Genomic DNA, 23,800 nt, shown 5'->3' with positions numbered 1-23,800 from the left:
GTATTCATTAGCGCTGCAATGATTCATCCAACTGGACGATCAATTCTGGTGAGGGTGAAAGCTGTCCGCGTTCAATCTGATGGATAGCATCAACAATCGCGGCATTCGCCGGAGTAGCAACGCCAACCTGTTGGCCGACCTCAACGATAAGGCCGTTCATATAATCGATTTCAGTGCGCCGCTGGCGGCGGATATCCTGCCCCATCGACGGACGCTGATGTTCACTCTGTGTCCCAAGTTCCACATAAGACAAAAAGTTGGCCTCGGCCTCCGCCAGCGCGTGCACATCACCTTGTGCCGCCTTAACCAATACCTCTGGCGTACTGCGGTTTATGGCATCCAGTGCCAGCCCTTGCGCCAATCCTACCTGTGCCGCTTCTCCTCCTAACCGAATGGCAAAGCGCCGAACCCGTTCATGACGAATCAGATCGTTACCGGTCAGGCCGCTGGCGGCGGCAATCGAATTACGCATCGCATTGATGCTGAGTTTGGTCCAACGGTGGGCGTACAAATCAGGCGTCACCAGCACCGCATCGACAGGCTGCAACAGCTCACCCACACGCTGCAAACGTGGCGTAATGCCACCGCCAAACTCGCCCACGCGCAGCGTTCCCGGCGCACCGCGCTGGTTACCGCGACGCACCTTGCCCGGTGCATACAGCTCGGCAGCGATGGTAATGACAATGCCCAGCGTATTCTCCTTCCCGGCAACCGACGCCACGCGCGCGTCGTTGATACAATTCTGCGCGGAGGCAATCACCCCCTCGGGCTGGATAAAGGGGCGGATAAACTGGGTGGCCCACAGCGTATCGTAAGACTTGAGCGCCACCAGCCCAATATCAAACGGTGGCTCCAGGTGCAGGCGCTGTGCGTCGCCAAGGTGAAGAATGTTTAACGGCACGGTGAAATGCTCTTCCGGCGTCAGTCCTTCCAACGACACGCCGTCACGCCGGATCGCCTCGACATTTTCGGCCCAGGGGTCGATAAGCGTGACCTGACGCCCGGCGCGGGTCAGATAGGCGCCAAGATAGCCGCCAATCGCCCCCGCACCGATAATTAAAATACGTTCAGACATGATGAGTCATCTTCCTGTTAGCGTGGCAACGCCCCCGCCTGATAAGCGTAGGAAAAACATCAACGCATCAGGGGCGTGGGCAAGGCTTAGCGGAATGAAAGGAAAGGTTCCGGGTTGGGTTGGACGCCAAGCCCGCTGTTGATGCGGTTACTGAAGTTGAAATAGGCGGCGATAGCGACCACTTCGATAATCTCCTGCTCCGTGACGCCGCTGGCGCGCAGCGGTGCCAAATCGCGCTCTTCCACGGTTTCCGGCGCTTCCGTCAATTTCTGCACATAGTCAGCAATCGCCCGCTCACGTGGGGTTAATTCCGCGTCACGGTAGTTCACTTCAATGCCGCCAACCCAGAGCGCATCACCGGTGATCTGCCGCAGTTTCGCCGCGTGCCCCCAAACGCAAGGACGGCAACGGTTTTGTACGCTCACCACCAGCGCAATCAATTCGCGCTCTTTACCGTTCAATCCTCCTTCGTATTCCACGGTCAGCGCGCGGCTTAGCGCATCCTGAGCCAGCAGCGCCGCAGGGAATTGTCCCAATACCGCCTGCATATTGCGGATAAAACCGCGTGTCTCGATGGAGTCCTCGAATAACTTTTCTGTCTCTTGCGTCGTTGTCGTATTTTTAAGTTTTAACCAAGAGATATTCTTGGTTTTCACGTTCTTGATGGACATAACGGGTGTTTCCTTTATTGGTTTAGCGATACTGGTGTTTAAAGAATACGGTCTACATCACGATGCCATTATTTTATTAATACTTAATAAAACATAATGAATCGTTAGTTTTGTTGTTTGCTTTCAAATAAGAAAACATAATTAAAGCAGACAATCCAGCGCTATTTATATTGCCACTCTCGGACTATTTATAGCTAAAAAATGAAATAGACACCAAAGGCATTCTCCGTATGATTATTTGGATTAGTGATTAATCAGGACACACTGACTGAAATGATGCGTTATCTATTTCGCCGGCTTGCACAGGTCAGTATTGTCGCCGGATTAGTGATATTGGGTAATTTTATTTTACTCAGATCGGTACCGGGAGATTTGGCGGATGTTATTGCCGGAGAATCCGGTGCAGCAACGCCTGAATATATGGAGATGTTGCGTGCGCAATTCGGTCTCGACCGCTCCGGTTTTGAACAGCTGACCACCTATTTTTCTCAAATAGCCCATTTCGATCTGGGATTTTCGTTTCGCTATAACCTGCCGGTGCAAACATTAATTCTGGAGCGACTGCCAGCCACGCTGCTGCTGCTGGGCAGTAGCCTGCTGTTTTCCGTGATATTTGGCGTGATCCTCGGGTGTTTTGCCGCACGCTATCGCCATGGCCTTTTCGATCAGGGCGTTACGCTGTTTTCCGCCGTGGTGTTTGCCATACCCGTGTTCTGGTTCGGCTTGATGGGCATTGTGCTGTTCGCAGTACATTTCCGTTGGCTGCCCATCGGCGGCATGGTCACGGTAGGTGCCACGCCTGGAGCATTCGGTGTGGCAGGCGATGTCGCCTGGCATCTGATTATGCCCGCCATCGCACTGGGTTTATCGCATTTAGCGCTGTATGCCCGGGTGACACGCGCCTCAATGCTGGAAGTGTACCCCCTCGATTTTGTGCGCACTGCGCGGGCGAAAGGCATCAGCGAGACGGCAGTCACCCTGCGCCACATTTTGCGCAACTCACTGTTGCCGGTGGTCACCCTTACCGGTTTACAGCTCGGCTCGTTGCTTGGCGGTGCCGTGGTGGTCGAAACCGTCTTCTCCTGGCCGGGTATGGGGAGATTGGCTTTTGAGGCGGTGTCCGATCGCGATATCAATCTGTTGCTCAGCCTGTTCCTCTGCAACTCGTTGTTGGTGGTGTTGAGCAGCCTGCTGATTGATATTCTGTACGGCGTGCTCGATCCACGCATTGGGTTGGCGTCATGAAAATCCGCCCTGACGTTCATCTCAATGCCTATCTGCGCATCGGGCTCTACCTGTTAGCAGCGCTGTTGGTTATCGCTGCCTGCGCCGGACTGCTGTTCCCCGGCGATCCCCAGTCGATGGTGGGGCCGCGCACGCTGTGGCCACTGCAAAATACCCAATTTCCGTTAGGCACCGATCAGCTCGGGCGCGACGTAGCCGCGCAGTTGGCACACGGTGCCCGTGTGTCATTAGCCATTGGTCTCGGTGCTGCGCTAATTGCCACGGTGATTGGCGTCAGCGTCGGCGCTACCGCCGGTTATCTCGGCGGGTGGTATGACGATGTGCTGATCCGCATTTGCGAATACTTCCAAACCATCCCGACCTTTCTGTTTTCAATGGTGCTGGTCGCGCTGCTCTCCCCGTCGCTGGGCAGCGTGGCGCTGGCAATCGGCCTTACGTCATGGACCGAAATTGCGCGTCTGACCCGTGCCGAAGTGTTCAAAATCCGTCACGCCGATTATGTACTGGCCGCCGAAACCATGGGCATCGGCCATCTCAGCATCGTGCGTCAGCACATCCTTCCGAACAGTGCCGCGCCGGTCATTGTGATGATTTCCGTGGTGATCGCCCACGCCATTCTGGTCGAAGCCGCGCTCGCGTTTCTCGGTCTGGGCGATCCTAATACCGTGTCGTGGGGCGCGATGATTCGCAACGCCAGACCATTACTGAGAACCGCCTGGTATCTCATCGCGCTGCCGGGGCTGGCTATTTTTATCACCGTCATGAGCTTTACGTTGTTAAGCAACGGCCTTACGGATCTGCTCAATCCACATAAAGGGAATCCGCATAAGGGGACCACAAAATGACCGCACCGCTGCTTCAGGTTCAGAATCTCACGGTTGCGTTTTCGGCCCGCCATGCCGTGCCGCAACGCGTGGTGCACGGCATCTCTTTCGATCTTTTCGCAGGTCAAACGCTGGCGCTGGTGGGGGAATCTGGCTGTGGTAAAAGCGTGACCGGACTGACGCTGATGGGATTATTACCCGAGGCACACAGCACCGGGCACGTCCTGCTGGGTGGCACCGATATTTTACATACCACGCCGCGCCAGCGCCGTCAGCGCGGCGGCCCGGCATTGGCTATGGTATTCCAAGACCCGATGAGCGCGTTGAATCCGGTGTTGACCATTGGCAGTCAGTTGGTTGAAGCGATCCTTGCCGTCAGCTCACTTTCCCAGCGCGAGGCCAAGACGCGCGCACTCGATCTGCTGCTGCAAGTGCGAATTCCAGAACCCGAACGCCGTTTTAACGACTATCCGCATAAGCTCTCTGGCGGGATGCGCCAGCGGGTGGTCATCGCATTGGCACTGGCGGCGCGTCCGGCCGTGTTGATTGCCGATGAGCCGACCACCGCACTGGATGTCACCATTCAGGCCCAGATACTGCAACTGCTGGTCAGCCTAAAAGACGAACTGGACATGTCTCTGCTGCTGATTACCCACGATCTGGGCGTGATCGCCGAAACTGCCGACCGCGTTGCCGTGATGCGCCACGGCGTCATTGTGGAAGAGCAGGATGTGTTTTCCTTTTTTGATGGTCCACGCCATCCCTATAGCCGCCAGTTGCTGCTGGCGCGCCCCCAGCCGCGTGCGCGTCATGGCGCCAGACCGCGCCTGCACAGCGTCAATGATGCCCGCAGCAGCGAGGAGGCCGCGTAATGTTACAGGTGCAAAATTTACAGGTGACCTACCCCACCCCGCAAGGCAAGGCCTATGCGGTCAACGGCATCAACCTTGAGGTTGCGGCGGGCGAAACGGTCGGTATTGTCGGTGAATCTGGCTGTGGCAAATCCTCATTGGCCCGCGCCGTGATGCGGCTGTTGGAACCGAGTGCCGGGCGCGTTGTGATCGGTGGCGTGGACGTAACCTCGCTCCCGAAACGAAAGCTGCGCCCGTTGCGTCAGCGCATTCAGATGGTGTTCCAGGATCCGGCAGCATCCCTCGATCCGCGTTTCACGGTGGGGCAATTGATTGGCGAGCCGTTAACGCTGACGGAAAAACACCGGGCTACGCGCAATAAACGCGTGCTGGCGTTGATGGATGACGTCGGGTTACCCGTTGCGCTGTTCGACCGTTTCCCACATCAGCTTTCCGGCGGTCAGCGCCAGCGGGTCGCCATTGCTCGCGCCATCGCGCCTCGCCCAGACATTATCGTGCTGGATGAACCGGTCTCCGCACTGGACGTCTCGTTGCAGGCGCAGGTATTGAATTTGCTGGTGGATTTGCAGCAGCAGTACCGGATGGCGTACCTGTTTGTCAGCCATGATATCGGTGTGGTGCAGCATATGGCGGACCGGATCGCGGTGATGTATTTGGGGCGCATTGTGGAAATAGCACCTTATGCCGACATCATGGAGTCACCGCAGCATCCCTACACCCAGGCACTGCTTCAGGCGATCCCGGTGATGGACCCACGCCGTTCACGTATTGCCGATAAACAGATACTCACCGGCGATGTCCCCAGTCCGCTCTCTATCCCCAGCGGGTGCGCGTTCCATACCCGCTGCCGTTTTGCGACCGATCGCTGTCGCCGCAGCGTACCACCCTTGCATTCCGTCGGTTCGGATTCTCTCGTTGCTTGTCATTTATCCGCACCGTCAACGGAAAGCCCGTTCAACTAACAGCTCGTGAAGTCACAACAATAAAAGCCTTAACCACACATTACACACCAGTAAGGGGAAATCTCATGCCTAAGTACATTCGTTTTCTAAAGTACATCCATGTTCTAAAGGATATTCGTTTTCCGACAAGCCTGTTGATAGGGACTCTGCTGTTGGGCGGCAGTCTGGCCTACGCCGCTGAACCGGTGCGCGGTGGCACACTGATCGCGGTCATCAATCCGGCACCGAGCGTGTTGAGCAGTGCCATTAATAACCACTTCTCGGTTAACGCGGTATCGCCCAATGTGTTCGATGGTCTGCTTTCTTACGACAAAGACATGAACCCGCAGCCGAGCCTGGCGCTGAGTTGGGAAACCGCCGCAGACGGTCTCTCGGTGCGCTTCAACTTGCGCCCCAACGTAAAATGGCACGATGGCGAACCCTTCACCTCACAGGATATTCGCTACAGCGCGTTGGAACTGTGGAAAAAACTGCACCCGCGCGGACGCACCACCTTTGCCAATCTGGTGGATGTAGAAACGCCCGACCCGCTGACGGCGATCTTTAAACTGTCTCAACCGTCACCGATCTTGCTCAGCGCACTGAGTGCGGCAGAATCGCAGGTATTGCCTGCGCATCTGTATCAGGGCAGCGATCCACTGAAAAACCCCCACAATATTGCGCCGATCGGTACCGGCCCGTTCCGCTTTGTGAGCTGGCGTCGGGGGGAATTCATCGAGTTGGCGCGCAATGAAAACTATTGGGATCAGGGCAAGCCCTATCTCGATAAACTGATTTTCCGCCTGATCCCAGACGATGCGTCACGAGCCGCCGCGTTTGAAACCGGAGAGGTAAAATACGGCCCGTTCGATCCGGTTCCACTGGCCGATATCGCCCGATTGAAAAAAAATCCGACGTTGAAAATTACCAGCGAAGGCTATAACTGGCTCTCCCCGTTCTTTACCTTTGAATTCAACACGCAAGACCCGATTCTGCGGCAGGTCAACGTGCGGCAGGCGCTGGCTTACGCGATTGACCGTCAGGGATTGATCGACAGTGCGTGGTACGGCATTGGTAAAGTGGCTACCAGCCCTATTCCGCATTATCAAAAATATTTCACCAATGATGTTCCGCATTACCCCTTCGATGCCAAGAAAGCGGAACAACTGCTGGATGCGGCAGGCTACCCGCGCGGTGCCAACGGTGAGCGCTTCTCGCTGTTTTTCGACTATGAGGGAAACAATGAATCCTTGCAGAATACCGCAGAGTTTTTGCGTCAAAACCTGAAACAGGTCGGCGTGACGCTAAAACTGCGCACGCAGGACACCCCAAGCTACTACCGTCGGATTTACACCGATTATGATTTCCAAACCCGTGCCGGACAGTTCTCCGCGCTGATCGATCCGGCCATGGGGCTATACCGCCTGTACGGCACCGACTCCATTGTGAAAGGCGTGCCCAACACCAATGGGGCGCGTTATTCCAACCCGACGTTGGATGCGATTATCAAAACCACGCAAACCGACACCAACCCCGCGAACCGCCTGAAAGCGTTCCATGAATGGCAACGCATTGCGATGACGGATTTGCCTAACCTGCCGCTGTTCGAGTTACAGCGTCAGACCGTTTACAGCTCGCACCTGCACGGCATCAGCAACACGCCAGACCAAACCTTCAGTTCGCTAAAAAATGTCTGGCTGGATAAGGAGGGCCAGTAATGGCTCCCCACATTGCGGTTGTCGGTGCTGGCGCAGTAGGCGGATTCATTGGCGCGCGACTGGCTGCCGCAGGAGAAAACGTGACGCTCATCGACCGTTGGCGAGAACACGTAGACACCACGCGCCGCGACGGCCTGCGCATTGACGGTGCCGTACCGCAGGATAACGCCATCGTGCCGGTGCGTATTCTGGCCGCCGATGAGGTTGACAGCCTGCGAGCGCTGCCGCCGCTCGATATCGTCTTCATCAGCGTGAAATCCTATGACACACGCTGGGCCGCCGAGTTGGTGTTGCCCTATCTTCACGCGGATGCCGTGGTTGTGTCGGCACAAAATGGCTGCAACGAGGCGACGCTTGCCGAGATTGTCGGCGCGTCGCGAACGGCCGGGTTGATTGCCGCGCGCATCGGCGTTGAACTCTCGGCTCCGGGGGTGATTCGCCGCCGCGTGGTGCATGGCAGCCCCGGAATTGATGTGTTTCGCCTCGGGGAACTGGACGGGCAGCGCAGCGCGCGTATCGAAACGTTGGCAACGCTGCTGCGGCAGGTGGACTCCGTCGCGGTGATTGATAATCTGGCTGGTGAGCGCTGGTCGAAACTGGCAGTCAATGCGATGCGCAATGGCGTTTCTGCCGCCACGGGATTGACCATTGACGCGTTGGACATTCACCCGCAACTGCGGCGTTTTTCCATCGAGGTGGCGAGCGAGGCGGTGCGCGTTGGGCAACGGTTAGGCTATTCACTGACCGCGCTCGGTGCCATTCCCGCCGCGTTGTTTGCCGCCGCCGCAGACGGCAGTGCGGCAGCGTTCTCGGAGATCGAACAGCGCCTGATCGATGCGGCGCAGCGCGGCGCGGCCGGGCAACGACCGTCCATGGGGCAAGATATTGTGAAGGGCCGGCGCACGGAAATCGATGAGATCTACGGTCTGGTTATTCAACGTGCCGCAGAACTGGACATCCCGGTGCCAGCCAACCAAACCGTGTATGACCGGGTGCGGGCTATTGAAACAGGCACGCTCACGCCCGCACCGGAAAATCTGTTAAACACCAAACAGTAACGGTTATTCACTCAACGCATCAGGCTGGCGGTGACGGGTGGTTGACTCGCTCACCGCCACCGGCAAGGTCGCCAGCCAACCGGACACTTCCTCAAGACTGAGCACATCGGCATAGCGCGCATTGAGATCCAGCAAGGTGAAATCCAGCAACGACTGGCTGCGATCGCCAATCACTTCACGCGGCAACATCACATGAAACCCCATCTGGAACGCTTCAATCGCCGTGGCACGAATACTGCCGCTGGCGGTCACGCCGCCCAGAATCAGGGTGTCGATACCTTGTTGCTTCAGCCATGCCGCCAAATCATGACCATAAAAATCGGACACATAGCAGGTGGAATGATTACGCTCAAAGGGCGCATCGCCCAGCGCTTCATCAATGCGGTTCAGGTAGGCATCTTCGGTCAACGTGGTAATAAACGGGTATTTTTTACCCCACAGCCAGGAAAAAGGATGCTCTGGCCGATACACCGTGCGGGTGAACACCGTCGGTAACCCACGCTGTGCCGCCATGCTCAGTAATCGATGTAGCCCCGCTTTATCAAACGGGGTATCAATGGCCAGCGTCGAGCCGGAGTCCATGTAGGCGTAGGTCACATCCCGCACCAAAATCGCCGCTTTGGAGCCAAAGCCTATTTTGTGGGCAAAACCGGTCTGAGAGAAAACGCGCTGAATCTCGTCGGCAAGGTAACGGCGCTGACCGCCGGGGGTGTAAACCACCTTCAGCCCATAGGTTTTGACTTCTCCGTTATCTTCCAGCCGACGCAGCGTGCTGGCGGAAATACCCAGCATTTTAGCCGCATCAGAAACCGTCAATAATTTATCGTACATTACATAGTGTCCCATTGACCGGAAAAGCGAGCTGTAGACAAAACCGGTGCTTCCTGCACGTGCGATCGCGAGCAGCCTTCTGATGAGAAGGCGCAGACTGATGACAAAGTCACTTTACTCCTCGTCATCCTCGGCGAAAGCCGGGGATCTCTGTGAGAATAAACGCGTTTCTTCTGTCAGAGATTCCCGCCTTCGCGGGAATGACCGCAGTGGCGGGAATGACTGTTTCAGGTAGTAATCTGTTATGCCTGACAGAGTGGCGGCAGGCAAGCATGCCAGTCCGTTATCTGCTGGTAAAGCATCCCCAAATCCACCAGCGCCTGTTCATTGCCGTGACGGGCAACCCACTGCATCCCGATTGGCAAGCCGGTTGCAGAAATGCCCACCGGCAGCGCCAAGGTTGGCACACCCGCGTTGGTAAACGGCATATTGTAAGCGGGAGACCCGGTCGCCGCCAGACCGTGCGGAGCCAATGTCGGCGTTGCAGGCGTCATCAGCATATCCACATCATCGAACAAGGCGGCCAACTCATGGCGATAACGGGCACGCACCTGCTGCGCCTGTATATACGCCTGCGCAGAAATGGCCAGGCCTTGTTGCAGAAATTCCTGCAAATAGGCGCCGAACAGCGTAGGCGTCTGTAAGAAGGTGTCGCGATGATAGGCGGCGCATTCGGCCTGCATCACTATATGGTGCGCACGGCAGGCATCGTCGAAACTGTCCGGTAGCGTGATACGCTTAAGCTTTACGCCCCGCCCCGCTAAGGCATCCATTGCCTGCAAACAGGCCGCACCAATTTCAGCATCCCCCCCGGCATAGTAGGGATGCTCGACGATCCCCACCGTGTAATCGTGCTTCTCGCGCAGTTGCAACGGCGTATAGGGCAATGACTGCGTGGTGTCATCACGCGGATCCGGGCCAGAGAGTGCATTAAACACCAGCGCCGCATCCTCTACCGTCGTTGTAAAGGCTCCCACATGATCCAGCGACCAACTGGCGGGAATCACCCCCGCCTTGCTGATGCGCCCATAGGTGGCCTTCAACACCGTCACGCCGTTAAATGCCGCCGGGCGAGACAACGAGCCCGCCGTTTGCGTGCCCAATGCCATCAGCGCCATACGCGCACCAACGGCAGCAGCAGAACCGCTGCTTGAGCCACCAGGAGTATGCGCCGGGTTCCAGGCATTACCGGTCTTCGGCGGCGTTCCCAGATTGGCAAACTCGGTGGTGGTCAGTTTCCCCAGTAGCAAAGCCCCCATGCCATCGAGTTTATCGATCACGCTGGCGTTTTCACTGGAGATATTGCCCTCCAACACCTTGGAGCCGCCTTCCGTCGGTAAACCGCGCGTGTGGAAGATATCCTTGGCACCGTAAGGAATGCCAAACAGTGCAGGCTTGCAGGCGATGGCCCCCATGTGTTGGTCCAGCTCCAGGGCGCGCTGGCGCGCCCCTTCTTTATCAAGATAGCGCCACGCCTTAATGTCGCCGTCGCGTTGCTCGATACGCGCCAGAAAATGGCTCAGCAACTCGCTCGGAGAAACTTTGCGCGCGGCCAGCTGCCGCCGGGTAGCGGCAATGGTGGCAAAGGGCGAGGTATCCAACATAGTTTTCATACCCAATATAGCGTTCATGCCTTGATGTCCTTGTTATGGCTTGGCAGCAAACTGACCATCAACGATTTGCGTATAAGGCATATCCTGCGTGATGTTGCCGACAAATTTCTGAATATCAATCGCCGTGGTGAAGGCTTGTGGCGAAATGATGGCGTTGGCCGGATAGACGTTGCTGTCAATCATTCGCTGCACCGCCGCATCCACCACGCTACCTTCCAATGCCGCGAACTCCTGACGCGCCACCTGTTTGGCAACATCGGGGTTCTGATGAATAAACGCCAGAGATTCGTTGATGGTTTTCACGAAGCGCGCCACCAATTGCGGGTTATCAGCAATCATTTTCTCTGAGGTGTTGATGGTAGAGAACGCGTACTCCGGATAGTCACGGGTGAAATCGTAAATCACTTTCAGCCCTTGCCCTACCCCCTGATCCGCCTGCGGTTCATACACCACGGCGGCATCCGCACGGCCCGCTAACAGTGGCCCCAGTTCCGAACCGTTTTGCACTTCGTTAATCGCCACATCCGTCTTCGGGTTTAACCCGGTCTGACCCAGCAGGCGCAGCAACAGCGTGTTAGAGGTTCCCGGCGCCAGGCCCACCACCACACGTTTGCCTTTCAAATCCGCCGGTGAGGTGAATTTGAAATCGGGTTTAGCCACAATCCATACTGGCGCACTGTTAGCCACCGCGCTCACCGCCTTGGCCTTACCGCCCTTTTGCTGGGCGAACCCGACGTGCTCCGGACCGTGTACGGAGAACTGCGCTTCACCGGACAATACTGCCGCCAGCGCGGTCGGGCCGGAACCCGCCGAACGAATCGACGTCACGTCTATCTGATTTTTTTCGAAAAACCCTTGGTGTTTGGCAACATAGACCGGTAAGTACAACAAAGAGTGGAACGCCTCCGTCACCAGCACGCGATCGGGCTTGGCATCAGCCGCTGACGCATTGACAGAACCGGCTGTAAACAGCGCCGCGCACACCCATGCAACGATTTTATTCATCTCACTTTCCTTCTTAACCAGTTAAGGAACAACGGAACGGATACCACTAGCGATGTGTATTCTGGCGCTCCCAGGGCAGCAGCCAGCGTTGCAGTTGAACCACCACCAGATAGAGCACAATGGCGACCAGCAGCAGCGTAAAGACACCGACCCACACCACATTGAGATTGAAAAGATTGCCTGCGACGAAAATCATTTTCCCCAGACCATAATCGGAAGAGATGAACTCACCGCCGATGTTAGCGATCAGGGCAAAACCGATGTTCAGTCGGAAAGCGGCGATAATCCACGGCAGGGTCGACGGCACCACCACCTTACGGAAAATCTGGTTGCGATTGGCCCCGAGGGAGCGCATCAGGTTGACCTGACTATCATCAATCTGGTGCGTGCCCTGCCACGCGGAGAGCAGCGCCACGACATAGGTGGCGATAAAGGCCAACGCTATTTTGGAAAACAGCCCGGAGCCGAACCAAATGATGATGATGGGTGCCAGAGCAATCTTCGGCAGGCTGTTGAGCGCGATGAAAAACGGGTCGAGAATGCGCGCCAGCGTCGGGGTATGCCACAGCAACAGCCCGGAAAAGGAACCGAGCAAACTGCCCAGCACAAACCCGGTCACAGTGGCATACACCGTGACGTAGGTGTTCTGAAACAGTTCACCGTTACCCACCAGGCGCAAAAATTCCTGCCAAATCCCTGCCGGAGAGCCCATTAAAAACGCATTGACCACACCAGTGTTTACCCCGAACTGCCACAGCGCCACAATGCTGGCAATCAGCAAGGCGCGCCAGCCATTGTCACGCAGTAGCGACAACCAGCGCTTTCTGCGCTGACTTCCCTGACGTGAACGACCCAAGGCCGTTTTATCAGCAACCACGGCAGACTTGTTCATGCATGGTCCCCCAGTTGGATATCCATATCAGCCCAGATCGCATCGAAGAAGGATTGGAACTCGGGATCTTTGCGCGCACCCATGGCGGAACCGTGCCGCTTGGCGAGGCCAATATCGTAGGTTTTCTTGTTCCAGGTCGGCCGCTGCGACATCACGGCAATGCGATCGGACATGGCAATGGCTTCACCAATATCATGGGTGATCAACACCACGGTTTTACCGTATTCGTTGAGGATCGTCAGGATCTCCTCTTCCAGCACCAGCCGGGTTTGGTAGTCCAGTGCCGAGAAAGGCTCATCGAGCAGAATGATGTCAGGATCGATAACCAGCGTGCGGATCAACGCCGCGCGTTGACGCATCCCCCCCGACAGCGTGGCGGGATAGGCGTGAGCGAAATCGCCCAACCCATACTTATCGAGGTAGGTCATGGCCCGCTCGTGGCGTTCCTTCTTCGGCATCTCGCTGATTTCCAGCCCGAGACAGACGTTATCCAGAATGGTGCGCCACGGGAACAGCAGGTCTTTTTGCAACATGTAACCCACTCGCCCTTTGCCGGGCATGGCGTAGTACGGGTCGAACACCTGAATTTCGCCCGCTGTCGGAGGCAGCAGCCCCGCGATAATGTTAAACATGGTGGTTTTGCCGCAGCCGCTCGGCCCGACAATGCTGATAAATTCCTGGTGATAAATATCAAGGGAAATGTCTTTGATAACGTCGACTGCGTTATCGTCATGATCCAAAAATTGTTTTTTTACGCCTTTCATGGCAATCGCCACCGCGGGAGCGGCAGGATCGCCAGAAGGCATTTTTTCTCTTGCAGGTGAAAGGGTCATCATACACTCCTGACTAACGGCGTTTCCGACTGCTAAAAACGCGAAGCCGGATAACAAGGATGTCGATTGCGCGCACTTCACCGTGCAATAACTTGTCAAACTTGTCTAATACGACAAACTTATCAAACTTGTCATTTCTTCCATAAACTTGACATCAACCAGCACCAACTGGCGAGTACACTGCCGGTTTCTCCCTTTCAGGCATAAAAAAAGCGTCTGCCTGAAAGGCAGACGCTTGATGTTTCATAGGGATGCTATCAGGCGGTTAAGCCATCTCGCTTACGTTCGGCCACCAACACCACCCCTTTTCGCGATTCGTTAGGGGCAAGGCTCCAGATATCGCTTTCAGGAATACTACGGCCATCGTATCGAATCCGTTCACCGTCGTAGGGCCAGAAAGCATGTTGTTCGGAATCGAAGACAAACACGTCGATACCAACCTCTTTCCGTGCCATACGCGACCATAACGCCTTTCCTCCAGGAAATTGCACGTTATCGCTCACCAGCACAATGCCATCATTGATGAGCGCCTTATACATAGCACTGGCAACATTGGCATTTCGTTCACGCTTGGTGACGATGACACCTTCTACTTGTGCGTAAGGAGGCAACACAGGTTGCAGATTCTCGTAATAACCAATGACGGCCAAGATTGTTTCGGTTTCGTCATCGCTATTACGGGATTTCAAATCAATCTTTGCGACAACGACATGCCGTAAATCACCATTAACGTCATCAGGTTCACCGTATATCGCGACGGCATGGTGTTGCTCATTGTGGATATAGATATCCACGGCTCGACCATTGACCCCTGTTTCGCCAATTTTTCGGTATTCCCGCGCCACCGTGGCGGGGCTATATGACATTGGAATAACCGCCATATCAAAACTCCCGCTATCATTTAGGATTGGAGACATTGTAAGCATAGCCTGTTGCACATGATTGGAACCTATAATACCAAACATCATGTGCGTTTATTAGCCAATTTACGCCATGCCCCCTTTCAAATGACGCCCAGCGCGAGCAACCTCAATAACCGACGGTAAAGCGCGACTTCAGGTGCTTGCCCTGCTCCAGTTCATCCACCAGCGCGACGGAAAAGTCACCCGCCGAAATGGCGCTGTTGCCTGCCTCATCGACCAGCAAGGTATCTTTGCCCAAACGGAAGTGCCCGGTGCGCGGTCCCGGCGTAAACAGCGCAGAAGGAGACAGGAACGACCATGACAGCTCATCGTGCTGACGCAGCGCAGCAAGGAACTCAGCGCCTCGCGTGGCTTCCGGGCGATAGGCATCGGGGAAGTCTGGGGTATCCAGCAAGCGGGTGCCCGCCACTTCGAGCGAACCGGCACCGCCCACCACCAGATAGCGCTTCACGCCTGACTGGCTGACAGCTTCAATCAGTTGCGACGGTTCGAGCGCCTGGAAGCGCACCGCACTGATCGCGGCATCGTGACCGCCCAGCGCGGCACTTAACGCATCACGATCGCTGACATCTAACGCCAGCGGCGTCACGGCGTCATGCGGTGGGATAGCGGCGGTATTACGCGCGATCGCCGTTACCTGATGGCCACGCGCCACCAACTCTTTCAGAATCTCGCTACCGGCCATGCCGGTTGCACCAATCAGGGCAACTTTCATCGTGTTCTCCGTCATCAGATCGTTTCACCAAGCTCATCGGTTGAGCTTGCCACTGACCGTAGTGTAAGACATCGCGGAAACAAGATAAGGCCTGATATTCGAGCAGCACTGTTGCATTATTCGTGCAAATATCAGGAAATGGCGCGCGGATGCAACAAGATTGGTACGGAAAAGGGAGCAATTCCGAGGCATCCCGGCAACCTATCAAACGCATAGCGCCGGGATGATCGACCGCTGAAGGCGTATCAGTTGAACGCCTGATTGAGCAGAATGGAGGTAATCACGCCCGTTGCCACCGCAATCAGCACGTAATTACCGTCGATATGGCGCCACTGGTGGCCCGGCGGAGGGTTGGGCAGGCCATAGCCGCGCCAGTCACGCACCCAGTAGCGATCGCCGCGGTACGGACCGGGGATCGGATGCCCGGCACGAAAATCATAGCCGCGCCAGCGGAAATGATCGCGCCTGTCGTCATAGCGTCCCCAACCGCCCCTTGGGCCATTGTCCCAGCGCGGACCGTGGCCTCGCCCGCGATCCCAACCGGGCCCACCTTCGCCGCGCGGGCCGCCATTCCAGTGACGTCCCCCTTCACCTCTCGGGCCATCAGGGCCGTGCGCATAAGCAAAAGAAGCGGAGAGTGGACCGAGAACCAGAGCGGTCATGACGAGCGTCAGAATGGTTTTGCGCATATGCGTATCCTCAAGATAACGACGGTAACCGCCGTTGCCGCTACTATCTGCCTTCGCCTCACGCGCGAATATCTCCTGTATTCCTAATTACACGGCCCCTGACGCGACTTTACATTGCTTAACGCTTTCCTCACTCAAAGCCCGATAGCAATGGCAAAAAGCACGGCTAAAACGCAGAAATCAACATCTGGGCTATATTCATTTCAGTTCTAAATCATCGTCGAATGTGATTTAGAACCTTATGGCTTACGTCGTAGATTATTTAGCATCGAACGTGACTTACCCTAAATAATTCGAGTTGCAGGAAGGCGGCAAGTGAGTGAACCCCGATGAGCTTACTCAGGTAAGTGATTCGGGTGAGCGAGCGCAGCCAACGCACCGGCAACTTGAAGTATGACGGGTATATGACGTTCTCCACTACATAATAGGTAAACGCAATGAAAACACTGGCTTTGGCAGCATTCACCGGTGCACTGTTGATGGCGGGTACCGCCGCGCAGGCACAAGACGATCTCAGCGCCATCAAGGCCGCGGGCGTACTCAAAATCGGTACGGAAGGCACCTACGCGCCTTACTCTTTCCATGATAAATCAGGAAAACTTCAGGGCTTCGATGTGGATATCGGCCGTGCGGTTGCTGAAAAACTGGGGGTAAAAGCCGAGTTTGTGGAAGGCCGTTGGGACGGTTTGATTGCCGGTGTGGACGCCAAGCGCTATGACGCGGTAATTAACCAGGTGGGTATCACTCAAGAGCGTCAGGCCAAATTTGATTTCTCCAAACCCTATATCGACTCCAAAGCGGTACTGGTGGTGCGTAGCGACAACGATACCATCAAAAGCTTTGCTGACCTGAAAGGCCGCAAATCGGCACAAAGCCTGACCAGCAATTTCTCCAAACTGGCCAGCAGTCACGGCGCTGAAATTGTTCCCACCGACGGTTTCAACCAATCGCTGGAACTGGTACTCAGCGGACGGGCGGAAGCAACGTTGAATGACAACCTGTCATACCTGGACTTTAAAAAACAGAAGCCGGATGCCAAGGTCAAAGTGGCAGCAACCGCCACCGAAGGTGACCCGTCCGGTATTCTGGTACGCAAAAACCAGCCGGAACTGGTGGCCGCGCTGAACAAAGCGCTGGATGAAATCAAAGCGGACGGTACCTATAAGACGATAGCAGTGCGATACTTTGGGGAAGATGTTTCCCAATAATCGTCGCGTTCGAGGTCACTATTGATGCCACCATGGCTACAACTCATGGCAGACTCCTTCTGGAGTCTGCTTTCTGCTGGGTTACAGTTTACCGTTCCGCTCGCCATTCTCTCTTTTGTGCTCGGGTTAGCACTGGGCATTCTGGTGGCGCTGATCCGTCTCTATGGACCCAAGCCGCTGAAATGGGTGGCGGATTTTTACGTGTGGGTGATTCGCGGCACGCCGTTGCTGGTGCAGCTGTTTTTAATTTTCTACGGGCTGCCTAATGCGGGCATCACGCTGGATGCCTTTCCGGCGGCGCTGATTGGCTTCACGCTCAATGTGGGTGCTTACAGTTCTGAGATCGTGCGCGGAGCGATCCTTTCCGTGGCGAAAGGCCAGTGGAATGCCGCGGCGTCGCTGGGCATGAATCGACGCCAAACGCTGCGCTGGGTGATTATTCCACAGTCGATTTTTGTCTCGATACCGCCGCTCTCCAATACCTTTATTTCGCTGATCAAAGACACCTCGCTCGCCGCCGTCATCACGGTGCCGGAGATGTTTCTGGCCGCACAGCGTATCGTTTCCGTCACCTACGAACCGTTGATCCTTTATGTGGAAGCCGCGCTGATCTATTTGCTGTTCAGCACGGTGCTGAGCAAGCTGCAAACCCGGCTCGAAACCTACTATCAACGCCACATTCCCCACTGATTTCGCCTTCCTGCCTCGTCTTGGGGCAGGTGGCTTTTCCCCGCGCATTTCCTTCACCTGAAACGGGGCGCTTTGCACTCCAATAGCGCATCTTTTGCAGCAAAGTGCCATTTAAGTGCACCCTGACCGAATAAACCTTATCGCCGCTCAGCAATTTTTCTATTTTCTTGTTATTTATCATCAAAATAAATTATTGGCATCGGTTTTGCTTAACCCTGTCACGGCACGCTACCGTCTGACAAAACAACGGTGCCGACAGACAGGAATGGTGCAGCCGGATGGCTGCTACCGCACAGCAACACACAACGACTGAGCTACATAGGATAATTATGAAAAGAATGCTACTTTCCACGCTGGTTGCCGGCGCATCCCTCTTCGCTGCCATCAATCAAGCCCACGCGGGTGCAACATTGGATGCCATTCAGAAAAAAGGGTTTGTTCAGTGTGGTATCAGTGACGGCTTGCCGGGCTTCTCCTATGCGGATGCCAGCGGGAAATATTCCGGTATCGACGTAGACGTGTGCCGCGGCGTCGCTGCCGCCGTGTTTGGCGATGCCAACAAAGTGAAATACACCCCGCTGACCGCCAAAGAGCGTTTCACTGCTCTGCAATCCGGTGAAGTTGATATTCTGTCGCGCAATACCACCTGGACCTCTTCCCGTGACGCCGGGATGGGCATGCTGTTTACTGGCGTGACTTATTACGATGGTATCGGCTTCCTGACCCACAATAAAGCGGGCCTGACCAGCGCGAAAGAGCTGGATGGCGCTACCGTCTGTATTCAGGCCGGTACCGATACCGAACTGAACGTGGCGGATTACTTCAAAACCCACAACATGAAATACACCCCGGTCACCTTCGACCGCTCTGACGAAAGCGCCAAGGCGCTGGAATCCGGCCGCTGCGATACCCTGGCGTCCGACCAGTCACAACTGTACGCACTGCGTATCAAGCTGAGCAAACCGGCTGAATTTATCGTATTACCGGAAGTTATCTCCAAAGAGCCGCTGGGACCGGTGGTACGTCGCGGTGATGAAGAGTGGTTCTCGATTGTACGTTGGACCCTGTTCGCCATGCTGAATGCGGAAGAAATGGGTGTGACCTCGAAGAACGTTGACGCGCTGGCCGCCAAGCCGACCACCCCGGACATGTCTCACCTGCTGGGTCACGAAGGCAACTACGGCAAAGATCTGAAACTGCCCGCCGATTGGGCGTTCAAAATCATCAAGCAAGTTGGTAACTACGGTGAAATCTTCGAACGCAACGTTGGTATGGACAGCGAGCTGAAAATCAAGCGTGGCCTGAATGAGTTGTGGAACAAAGGCGGTATCCAGTACGCACCAGCGGTACGTTAATCGCTAACAGAAAACGGGTGCCGCGCCAGGGTGCGGCACCTCTGTGTTCCCGCTTTTTCCGTGTTCCTGCTATTGAGGCACTCGCATGCAACAACGCCCAACCGTGAAACGTGATTTTTCACTATCAAATCCAGCGGTGCGCGCCTGGCTGTATCAACTTCTCGTCATCGTTATTGTGATTGCCGTGGCGGGTTATCTGTTGCACAACACCGTCACCAATCTGGCCCAGCGTGGTATTACCTCAGGCTTCGCGTTTCTGAACAACAGCGCGGGCTTCGGTATTGTTCAGCACCTTATCGACTACCAGCAGGGCGATACCTATGCCCGCGTGTTTCTGGTCGGGCTGCTCAACACGCTGCTGGTTTCAGCACTGTGTATTGTTTTCGCTTCGGTGCTGGGCTTTATGCTCGGGCTGGCGCGGCTCTCGGATAACTGGCTGTTACGGAAACTGTCCACGGTTTATATCGAAACGTTTCGTAATATCCCGCCGATTTTGCAGATCTTCTTCTGGTATTTTGCCGTACTGCGTAACCTGCCGGGCCCGCGCCAGGCGCTTAACACGCTCGATATTGCGTTCCTGAGTAACCGCGGTTTATACCTTCCCGCCGGAGAGTTTGGTCCCGGCGCGCTGGCCGCGTTCTTCGCGTTGCTCATCCCGTTGGTGGTCGGCATTGTACTGTATCGGCGCAATAAACAGATTCAGGCGCTGACGGGGCAATATCACCGCACCTGGCCTGTCGTTCTGGCACTGTGGGTGGTTCTGCTTGGCTTGGGCCATGGGCTGTTTGGCCCTGCCCTGCACTGGGATATCCCGCAGTTGAAAGGCTTTAACTTCCAAGGTGGCATGGTACTGATCCCGGAACTGGCGGCGTTGACGCTGGCATTGTCGGTCTACACCTCCGCGTTTATCGCAGAGATCATCCGTTCCGGCATTCAATCAGTGTCATACGGGCAACATGAAGCGGCTCGCTCTCTGGGGCTGCCCAATCCGATCACGCTGCGTAAGGTGATTTTGCCGCAGGCGCTGCGCGTTATCATCCCACCGTTGACCAGCCAATATCTGAATATCGTGAAGAACTCATCGCTCGCTGCCGCGATTGGTTATCCGGATATGGTTTCCCTGTTTGCCGGTACCGTGCTCAACCAGACCGGTCAGGCGATTGAAACCATTGCTATTACCATGTCGGTGTACCTGATTATCAGTCTGATCATCTCCCTGCTGATGAACCTGTATAACCGCAAAATCGCGCTCGTGGAACGCTAGAGGCCGCTATGACGACATTGTCACAACCACAACCACACCGTCAGGCTCCGCTGTTTGCGCTGTGGCACTGGGCCAAAAAGAACCTGTTTTCCAGCGTCCCGAACAGCCTGCTGACGTTGTTCTGCTTCTGGCTGCTGTGGAACATTCTGCCTCCGCTATTGAATTGGACGCTGCTTCAGGCGAACTGGGTCGGTGAAACCCGCGCTGACTGCACCCGCGACGGAGCTTGCTGGGTGTTTATTCAGGCACGCTTCGGCCACTTCATGTACGGACTCTATCCGACAGAAGAGATCTGGCGCATTAACTTTGCGCTGGTTTTGGGCTTACTCAGTATCCTGCCGATGTTCTGGCGTCGTATGCCGCGTCGCGGGCGCTATATCGCAATCTGGGCGGTGTGCTACCCGTTATTGGCTTGGTGGCTGCTGTACGGTGGATTCGGCGGGCTGACGCGCGTAGAAACGCGCCAATGGGGTGGACTGACGCTAACCCTGATCATCGCAGCGATAGGTATCGCAGGCGCATTGCCGTTGGGGATTCTGCTGGCGTTAGGAAGACGTTCAACCCTGCCCGTGGTGCGTATCCTGTGCGTGGTGTTTATCGAATTCTGGCGCGGCGTGCCGCTGATCACCGTGTTGTTTATGTCCTCGGTAATGCTGCCGCTGTTTCTCACCGAAGGCACCAGCATCGATAAACTGCTGCGCGCACTGGTCGGCGTCATTCTGTTCCAGTCAGCCTATGTGGCAGAAGTGGTCAGAGGCGGACTTCAGGCATTGCCGAAAGGGCAGTATGAAGCGTCTGCCGCGTTAGGGCTGGGCTACTGGCGTATGCAGGGGCTGGTTATCCTGCCTCAGGCGCTAAAGCTGGTCATTCCCGGTCTGGTGAATACCATTATCGCGCTGTTCAAGGACACCAGTCTGGTCATCATCATCGGCCTGTTCGATCTGTTCAGCAGTATCCAGCAGGCGACCGTTGATCCGACCTGGCTGGGGATGTCGACCGAAGGCTATGTTTTTGCCGCCATGATCTATTGGATCTTCTGTTTCAGCATGTCGCGCTACAGCCAGCATCTGGAAAAACGTTTTAACACCGGACACAAGTCGCATTGAGGCTCTTATGAACCAGAACGCATTAACATCTGATAACTATATGATCACACTGGACAATGTGAACAAGTGGTATGGCCAATTCCACGTTCTGAAAAATATCAACCTGCACGTGAAGCAGGGGGAGCGCATTGTGCTGTGCGGGCCGTCGGGCTCTGGAAAATCGACCACGATTCGCTGCATCAACCACCTGGAAGAACATCAGCAAGGCAAGATCATGGTTGATGGCACCGAATTGGACGGGGATCTGCGCAATATCGAGAAGATCCGCGCCGAAGTGGGGATGGTGTTTCAGCACTTTAACCTGTTTCCACACCTGACCGTGCTGCAAAACTGCACGCTGGCACCTAGTTGGGTGCGTCATATGCCGAAGAAAGAAGCGGAAGAACTGGCGATGCATTATCTGGAACGCGTGCGTATTGCCGCACACGCACACAAGTTCCCAGGCCAGCTTTCCGGTGGTCAGCAGCAGCGCGTGGCGATTGCCCGCTCTCTGTGCATGAAGCCGAAAATCATGCTGTTCGATGAACCCACCTCAGCGCTCGATCCGGAAATGGTGAAGGAAGTGCTGGATACCATGCTCGGGTTGGCGCAAGACGGCATGACCATGCTGTGCGTAACGCATGAAATGGGCTTTGCCAAAACGGTGGCTGACCGGGTAATCTTTATGGATCAGGGAGAAATTGTGGAACAGGCTGCGCCGGAAGAATTCTTCAGCAATCCGCGTTCAGAACGTACACGCACCTTCCTGTCGCAGATCCTGCACTAATTGATGTAACGGCCCGCGTCAGGCGTGGGCCGTTTACCGAACAAACGCTATTTAAAGGTTGATACCCGCATCGGGATATCCCACGCGCCCCCATTGCGGATGTAACGACAGCGCCCGGTCCAACTTTTGGCACTGTACACAAAGGCTTTGCCATTCCATTGCCACGATTTGGTGGACCAGCAATCCCCCACGCTACGCCCGCGCATAATCCATACAATGGCACCGTTCTGGTAGTCGTTGGCCATCATACCTACGTCAACCAGCTGCGCGGGGCGCTTCATCAGGGTATCCACCAACCAGAATTTGGAACCCCCGTTATAGGCAGCCATCCAGCAAGGCGCGATGACCAAGGACTGCGTTTTATTCAAGCGAGCAATCTGCCAAGGCAGGTGGTCACTGTTAAGCTGGTCGTCGGTGCAGTCAAAAGCATCATCCCCTACCAGGGTTTTCATCAGCGCTGGTTTGAACCGGGCTAATTCCTGTGCGGTCATGTCGCGCGCCGCCTGGTCTTTGACGGGCGCTTTGATAATCACCGGTGCGGCAATCGGAGCTTTAACGTTGGAATCATCCTTTTTGCCGGTTTTATAGATCGCGCCACGCGTACCCATTCGCCCCTGAACCCGGTCCATTTGCAGCATTACAGCGCTGGAACCTGCATTGGAAAGGGGATACTCGGCCAGCTTATCCTTAAATACAATCGGCTTGTCACGACGCAGCGCACGAAGAAAAGCAGCATACTGCGTCGCATTCATACGCCAACTGATTTTTTTTCTATCAGCGACCTGCAACACCCCCAGTACGCGCCCAGCAATGATCAATTGGGGCGTTCCGCGCATCGCCAATACGTCATCGTGGCCCAGCCCATCGCTCAGCATCACCTGATTATCCACCGGCGTGCCAGCGCCAGCTTTACGCGTTAATAAGACGCTAACGCCAAATGTCACACTGTCGGGAGAATAGCCCGACACACGACAAGTCAGCGTGTTATCACACACCAGATCCCATTCTTTATGGGTGAAATACACGGAATCATAGTTGGCGACAGCGGAGAATATCGTAAGAAACAGGGCAAAAAACAGGCCAGCAGAGAGCCCCTGCCGAGACGTGGCGCGAAGTCGATAAGCAGCATCCATTACTGGAATTCCTTTCCTAAGCATGAATATAGATTTAAACCAAACAAAAAAACCCTCCGTCTTTCGACGGAAGGTTTTTTGTCTATCTGGCAGGGGCGGAGAGACTCGAACTCCCAACACCCGGTTTTGGAGACCGGTGCTCTACCAATTGAACTACGCCCCTAAATAGGGTGGCGGAACGGACGGGACTCGAACCCGCGACCCCCTGCGTGACAGGCAGGTATTCTAACCGACTGAACTACCGCTCCACCGATACTTTTTCATTACCAGACACCGTCTGATAATCGATATAAAAACCTGGCAGTTCCCTACTCTCACATGGGGAAGCCCCACACTACCATCGGCGCTACGGCGTTTCACTTCTGAGTTCGGC

Annotated in this window: 23 protein-coding genes and 2 tRNA genes; 12 read left to right on the top strand and 13 right to left on the bottom strand. The window is 55.5% G+C overall.

All coding sequences use genetic code 11. The annotated features are described in order from the left end of the window. Window positions 1-7: 7 nt before the first annotated feature. Together J5069_RS10180 and J5069_RS10175 are read right to left on the bottom strand one after the other, a co-directional pair. Window positions 8-1,075, bottom strand: coding sequence for a ketopantoate reductase family protein (locus J5069_RS10180; RefSeq protein ID WP_264643810.1), 1,068 nt, complete (start codon window positions 1,073-1,075; stop codon window positions 8-10). 86 nt (window positions 1,076-1,161) lie between these two features. Continuing rightward, window positions 1,162-1,746, bottom strand: coding sequence for a peroxidase-related enzyme (locus J5069_RS10175; protein ID WP_264643809.1), 585 nt, complete (start codon window positions 1,744-1,746; stop codon window positions 1,162-1,164). 273 nt (window positions 1,747-2,019) lie between these two features. On the opposite strand from J5069_RS10175, the gene J5069_RS10170 reads away from it, so the two are divergent. The 6 genes from J5069_RS10170 to J5069_RS10145 all read left to right on the top strand — a co-directional run bounded on the left by J5069_RS10170 (window position 2,020) and on the right by J5069_RS10145 (window position 8,404). Continuing rightward, a complete protein-coding gene (locus J5069_RS10170; protein WP_264643808.1) occupies window positions 2,020-2,991 on the top strand; it encodes an ABC transporter permease in 972 nt (323 codons plus the stop codon). Continuing rightward, a complete protein-coding gene (locus tag J5069_RS10165) occupies window positions 2,988-3,836 on the top strand; it encodes an ABC transporter permease (RefSeq protein WP_264643807.1) in 849 nt (282 codons plus the stop codon). The genes J5069_RS10170 and J5069_RS10165 overlap by 4 nt, the downstream gene beginning before the upstream one ends. Further along, complete coding sequence (locus tag J5069_RS10160; RefSeq protein WP_264643806.1) at window positions 3,833-4,687, top strand: ABC transporter ATP-binding protein; 855 nt, start codon at window positions 3,833-3,835, stop codon at window positions 4,685-4,687. The genes J5069_RS10165 and J5069_RS10160 overlap by 4 nt, the downstream gene beginning before the upstream one ends. Further along, window positions 4,687-5,649 (top strand): ABC transporter ATP-binding protein, encoded by a 963-nt coding sequence (locus J5069_RS10155; protein WP_264643805.1) that lies wholly within the window; start codon window positions 4,687-4,689, stop codon window positions 5,647-5,649. The genes J5069_RS10160 and J5069_RS10155 overlap by 1 nt, the downstream gene beginning before the upstream one ends. Window positions 5,650-5,714: 65 nt before the next feature. Continuing rightward, window positions 5,715-7,346: an ABC transporter substrate-binding protein gene (locus J5069_RS10150; protein WP_264643804.1), complete on the top strand. Its 1,632-nt coding sequence runs from the start codon at window positions 5,715-5,717 to the stop codon at window positions 7,344-7,346. Further along, the gene (locus J5069_RS10145; protein ID WP_264643803.1) at window positions 7,346-8,404 is read left to right on the top strand and encodes a ketopantoate reductase family protein; all 1,059 of its coding nucleotides are present in this window, start codon (window positions 7,346-7,348) and stop codon (window positions 8,402-8,404) included. The genes J5069_RS10150 and J5069_RS10145 overlap by 1 nt, the downstream gene beginning before the upstream one ends. Before the next feature lie 3 nt (window positions 8,405-8,407). Here J5069_RS10145 and J5069_RS10140 read toward each other — a convergent pair whose 3' ends face one another. The 8 genes from J5069_RS10140 to J5069_RS10105 form a co-directional block, all read right to left on the bottom strand. Then, on the bottom strand, window positions 8,408-9,235 hold the full coding sequence (locus J5069_RS10140) for an isochorismatase family protein (RefSeq protein ID WP_264643802.1): 828 nt from the start codon (window positions 9,233-9,235) through the stop codon (window positions 8,408-8,410). 242 nt (window positions 9,236-9,477) lie between these two features. Further along, window positions 9,478-10,866, bottom strand: coding sequence for an amidase (locus J5069_RS10135; RefSeq protein ID WP_264643801.1), 1,389 nt, complete (start codon window positions 10,864-10,866; stop codon window positions 9,478-9,480). 15 nt (window positions 10,867-10,881) lie between these two features. Further along, window positions 10,882-11,853: an ABC transporter substrate-binding protein gene (locus tag J5069_RS10130; RefSeq protein WP_264643800.1), complete on the bottom strand. Its 972-nt coding sequence runs from the start codon at window positions 11,851-11,853 to the stop codon at window positions 10,882-10,884. A 46-nt stretch (window positions 11,854-11,899) separates the two neighbouring features. Next, window positions 11,900-12,745: an ABC transporter permease gene (locus J5069_RS10125; RefSeq protein WP_264643799.1), complete on the bottom strand. Its 846-nt coding sequence runs from the start codon at window positions 12,743-12,745 to the stop codon at window positions 11,900-11,902. Further along, window positions 12,742-13,581 (bottom strand): ABC transporter ATP-binding protein, encoded by an 840-nt coding sequence (locus J5069_RS10120; protein ID WP_252120383.1) that lies wholly within the window; start codon window positions 13,579-13,581, stop codon window positions 12,742-12,744. Before J5069_RS10120 ends, J5069_RS10125 begins: the two co-directional genes overlap by 4 nt. Before the next feature lie 254 nt (window positions 13,582-13,835). Then, window positions 13,836-14,459: a hypothetical protein gene (locus J5069_RS10115; protein WP_264628651.1), complete on the bottom strand. Its 624-nt coding sequence runs from the start codon at window positions 14,457-14,459 to the stop codon at window positions 13,836-13,838. 148 nt (window positions 14,460-14,607) lie between these two features. Then, window positions 14,608-15,216, bottom strand: a complete 609-nt coding sequence (locus J5069_RS10110) for an NAD(P)-dependent oxidoreductase (protein ID WP_264643798.1) — start codon at window positions 15,214-15,216, stop codon at window positions 14,608-14,610. Window positions 15,217-15,461: 245 nt separating this feature from the next. Further along, window positions 15,462-15,905 (bottom strand): RcnB family protein, encoded by a 444-nt coding sequence (locus J5069_RS10105; RefSeq protein ID WP_264643797.1) that lies wholly within the window; start codon window positions 15,903-15,905, stop codon window positions 15,462-15,464. A 437-nt stretch (window positions 15,906-16,342) separates the two neighbouring features. On the opposite strand from J5069_RS10105, the gene J5069_RS10100 reads away from it, so the two are divergent. The 6 genes from J5069_RS10100 to J5069_RS10075 all read left to right on the top strand — a co-directional run bounded on the left by J5069_RS10100 (window position 16,343) and on the right by J5069_RS10075 (window position 22,294). Next, window positions 16,343-17,113 (top strand): amino acid ABC transporter substrate-binding protein, encoded by a 771-nt coding sequence (locus tag J5069_RS10100; RefSeq protein ID WP_264643796.1) that lies wholly within the window; start codon window positions 16,343-16,345, stop codon window positions 17,111-17,113. A gap of 24 nt (window positions 17,114-17,137) precedes the next feature. Further along, window positions 17,138-17,803 carry an amino acid ABC transporter permease gene (locus J5069_RS10095; protein WP_264643795.1) on the top strand — a complete coding sequence of 222 codons (666 nt, stop codon included), beginning with the start codon at window positions 17,138-17,140 and terminating at the stop codon, window positions 17,801-17,803. A gap of 329 nt (window positions 17,804-18,132) precedes the next feature. Then, window positions 18,133-19,158 (top strand): amino acid ABC transporter substrate-binding protein, encoded by a 1,026-nt coding sequence (locus J5069_RS10090; protein WP_264643794.1) that lies wholly within the window; start codon window positions 18,133-18,135, stop codon window positions 19,156-19,158. A gap of 85 nt (window positions 19,159-19,243) precedes the next feature. Beyond that, window positions 19,244-20,422 (top strand): amino acid ABC transporter permease, encoded by a 1,179-nt coding sequence (locus J5069_RS10085; RefSeq protein WP_264643793.1) that lies wholly within the window; start codon window positions 19,244-19,246, stop codon window positions 20,420-20,422. An 8-nt stretch (window positions 20,423-20,430) separates the two neighbouring features. Then, a complete protein-coding gene (locus J5069_RS10080; RefSeq protein WP_264643792.1) occupies window positions 20,431-21,528 on the top strand; it encodes an amino acid ABC transporter permease in 1,098 nt (365 codons plus the stop codon). A 7-nt stretch (window positions 21,529-21,535) separates the two neighbouring features. Next, window positions 21,536-22,294, top strand: a complete 759-nt coding sequence (locus J5069_RS10075) for an amino acid ABC transporter ATP-binding protein (protein ID WP_264643791.1) — start codon at window positions 21,536-21,538, stop codon at window positions 22,292-22,294. A gap of 47 nt (window positions 22,295-22,341) precedes the next feature. On the opposite strand, the gene J5069_RS10070 is transcribed toward J5069_RS10075, so the two are convergent. The 3 genes from J5069_RS10070 to J5069_RS10060 all read right to left on the bottom strand — a co-directional run bounded on the left by J5069_RS10070 (window position 22,342) and on the right by J5069_RS10060 (window position 23,675). Next, complete coding sequence (locus J5069_RS10070; RefSeq protein WP_264643790.1) at window positions 22,342-23,427, bottom strand: DUF1176 domain-containing protein; 1,086 nt, start codon at window positions 23,425-23,427, stop codon at window positions 22,342-22,344. An 87-nt stretch (window positions 23,428-23,514) separates the two neighbouring features. Beyond that, a tRNA-Trp gene (locus tag J5069_RS10065) sits at window positions 23,515-23,590 on the bottom strand. A gap of 8 nt (window positions 23,591-23,598) precedes the next feature. Further along, window positions 23,599-23,675 (bottom strand) — tRNA-Asp (locus J5069_RS10060). Window positions 23,676-23,800: the final 125 nt, after the last annotated feature.

Source organism: Candidatus Symbiopectobacterium sp. NZEC127 (genome assembly GCF_025962675.1).
Classification (GTDB): domain Bacteria; phylum Pseudomonadota; class Gammaproteobacteria; order Enterobacterales; family Enterobacteriaceae; genus Symbiopectobacterium.
The sequence above is the reverse complement of the archived record's forward strand: the minus strand, read 5'-3'. Positions and strand labels throughout refer to the sequence as shown.

Bases quoted from the DNA above. Each gene is read 5' to 3' on its own strand.
- J5069_RS10115 (WP_264628651.1), bottom strand. From the start codon at position 14,459: ATGGCGGTTATTCCAATGTCATATAGCCCCGCCACGGTGGCGCGGGAA.
- J5069_RS10100 (WP_264643796.1), top strand. From the start codon at position 16,343: ATGAAAACACTGGCTTTGGCAGCATTCACCGGTGCACTGTTGATGGCG.
- J5069_RS10105 (WP_264643797.1), bottom strand. From the start codon at position 15,905: ATGCGCAAAACCATTCTGACGCTCGTCATGACCGCTCTGGTTCTCGGT.
- J5069_RS10085 (WP_264643793.1), top strand. From the start codon at position 19,244: ATGCAACAACGCCCAACCGTGAAACGTGATTTTTCACTATCAAATCCA.
- J5069_RS10090 (WP_264643794.1), top strand. From the start codon at position 18,133: ATGAAAAGAATGCTACTTTCCACGCTGGTTGCCGGCGCATCCCTCTTC.
- J5069_RS10125 (WP_264643799.1), bottom strand. From the start codon at position 12,745: ATGAACAAGTCTGCCGTGGTTGCTGATAAAACGGCCTTGGGTCGTTCA.
- J5069_RS10130 (WP_264643800.1), bottom strand. From the start codon at position 11,853: ATGAATAAAATCGTTGCATGGGTGTGCGCGGCGCTGTTTACAGCCGGT.
- J5069_RS10120 (WP_252120383.1), bottom strand. From the start codon at position 13,581: ATGATGACCCTTTCACCTGCAAGAGAAAAAATGCCTTCTGGCGATCCT.
- J5069_RS10160 (WP_264643806.1), top strand. From the start codon at position 3,833: ATGACCGCACCGCTGCTTCAGGTTCAGAATCTCACGGTTGCGTTTTCG.
- J5069_RS10180 (WP_264643810.1), bottom strand. From the start codon at position 1,075: ATGTCTGAACGTATTTTAATTATCGGTGCGGGGGCGATTGGCGGCTAT.
- J5069_RS10070 (WP_264643790.1), bottom strand. From the start codon at position 23,427: ATGGATGCTGCTTATCGACTTCGCGCCACGTCTCGGCAGGGGCTCTCT.
- J5069_RS10150 (WP_264643804.1), top strand. From the start codon at position 5,715: ATGCCTAAGTACATTCGTTTTCTAAAGTACATCCATGTTCTAAAGGAT.
- J5069_RS10110 (WP_264643798.1), bottom strand. From the start codon at position 15,216: ATGAAAGTTGCCCTGATTGGTGCAACCGGCATGGCCGGTAGCGAGATT.
- J5069_RS10175 (WP_264643809.1), bottom strand. From the start codon at position 1,746: ATGTCCATCAAGAACGTGAAAACCAAGAATATCTCTTGGTTAAAACTT.
- J5069_RS10135 (WP_264643801.1), bottom strand. From the start codon at position 10,866: ATGAACGCTATATTGGGTATGAAAACTATGTTGGATACCTCGCCCTTT.
- J5069_RS10165 (WP_264643807.1), top strand. From the start codon at position 2,988: ATGAAAATCCGCCCTGACGTTCATCTCAATGCCTATCTGCGCATCGGG.
- J5069_RS10145 (WP_264643803.1), top strand. From the start codon at position 7,346: ATGGCTCCCCACATTGCGGTTGTCGGTGCTGGCGCAGTAGGCGGATTC.
- J5069_RS10140 (WP_264643802.1), bottom strand. From the start codon at position 9,235: ATGTACGATAAATTATTGACGGTTTCTGATGCGGCTAAAATGCTGGGT.
- J5069_RS10080 (WP_264643792.1), top strand. From the start codon at position 20,431: ATGACGACATTGTCACAACCACAACCACACCGTCAGGCTCCGCTGTTT.
- J5069_RS10155 (WP_264643805.1), top strand. From the start codon at position 4,687: ATGTTACAGGTGCAAAATTTACAGGTGACCTACCCCACCCCGCAAGGC.
- J5069_RS10170 (WP_264643808.1), top strand. From the start codon at position 2,020: ATGATGCGTTATCTATTTCGCCGGCTTGCACAGGTCAGTATTGTCGCC.
- J5069_RS10095 (WP_264643795.1), top strand. From the start codon at position 17,138: ATGCCACCATGGCTACAACTCATGGCAGACTCCTTCTGGAGTCTGCTT.
- J5069_RS10075 (WP_264643791.1), top strand. From the start codon at position 21,536: ATGAACCAGAACGCATTAACATCTGATAACTATATGATCACACTGGAC.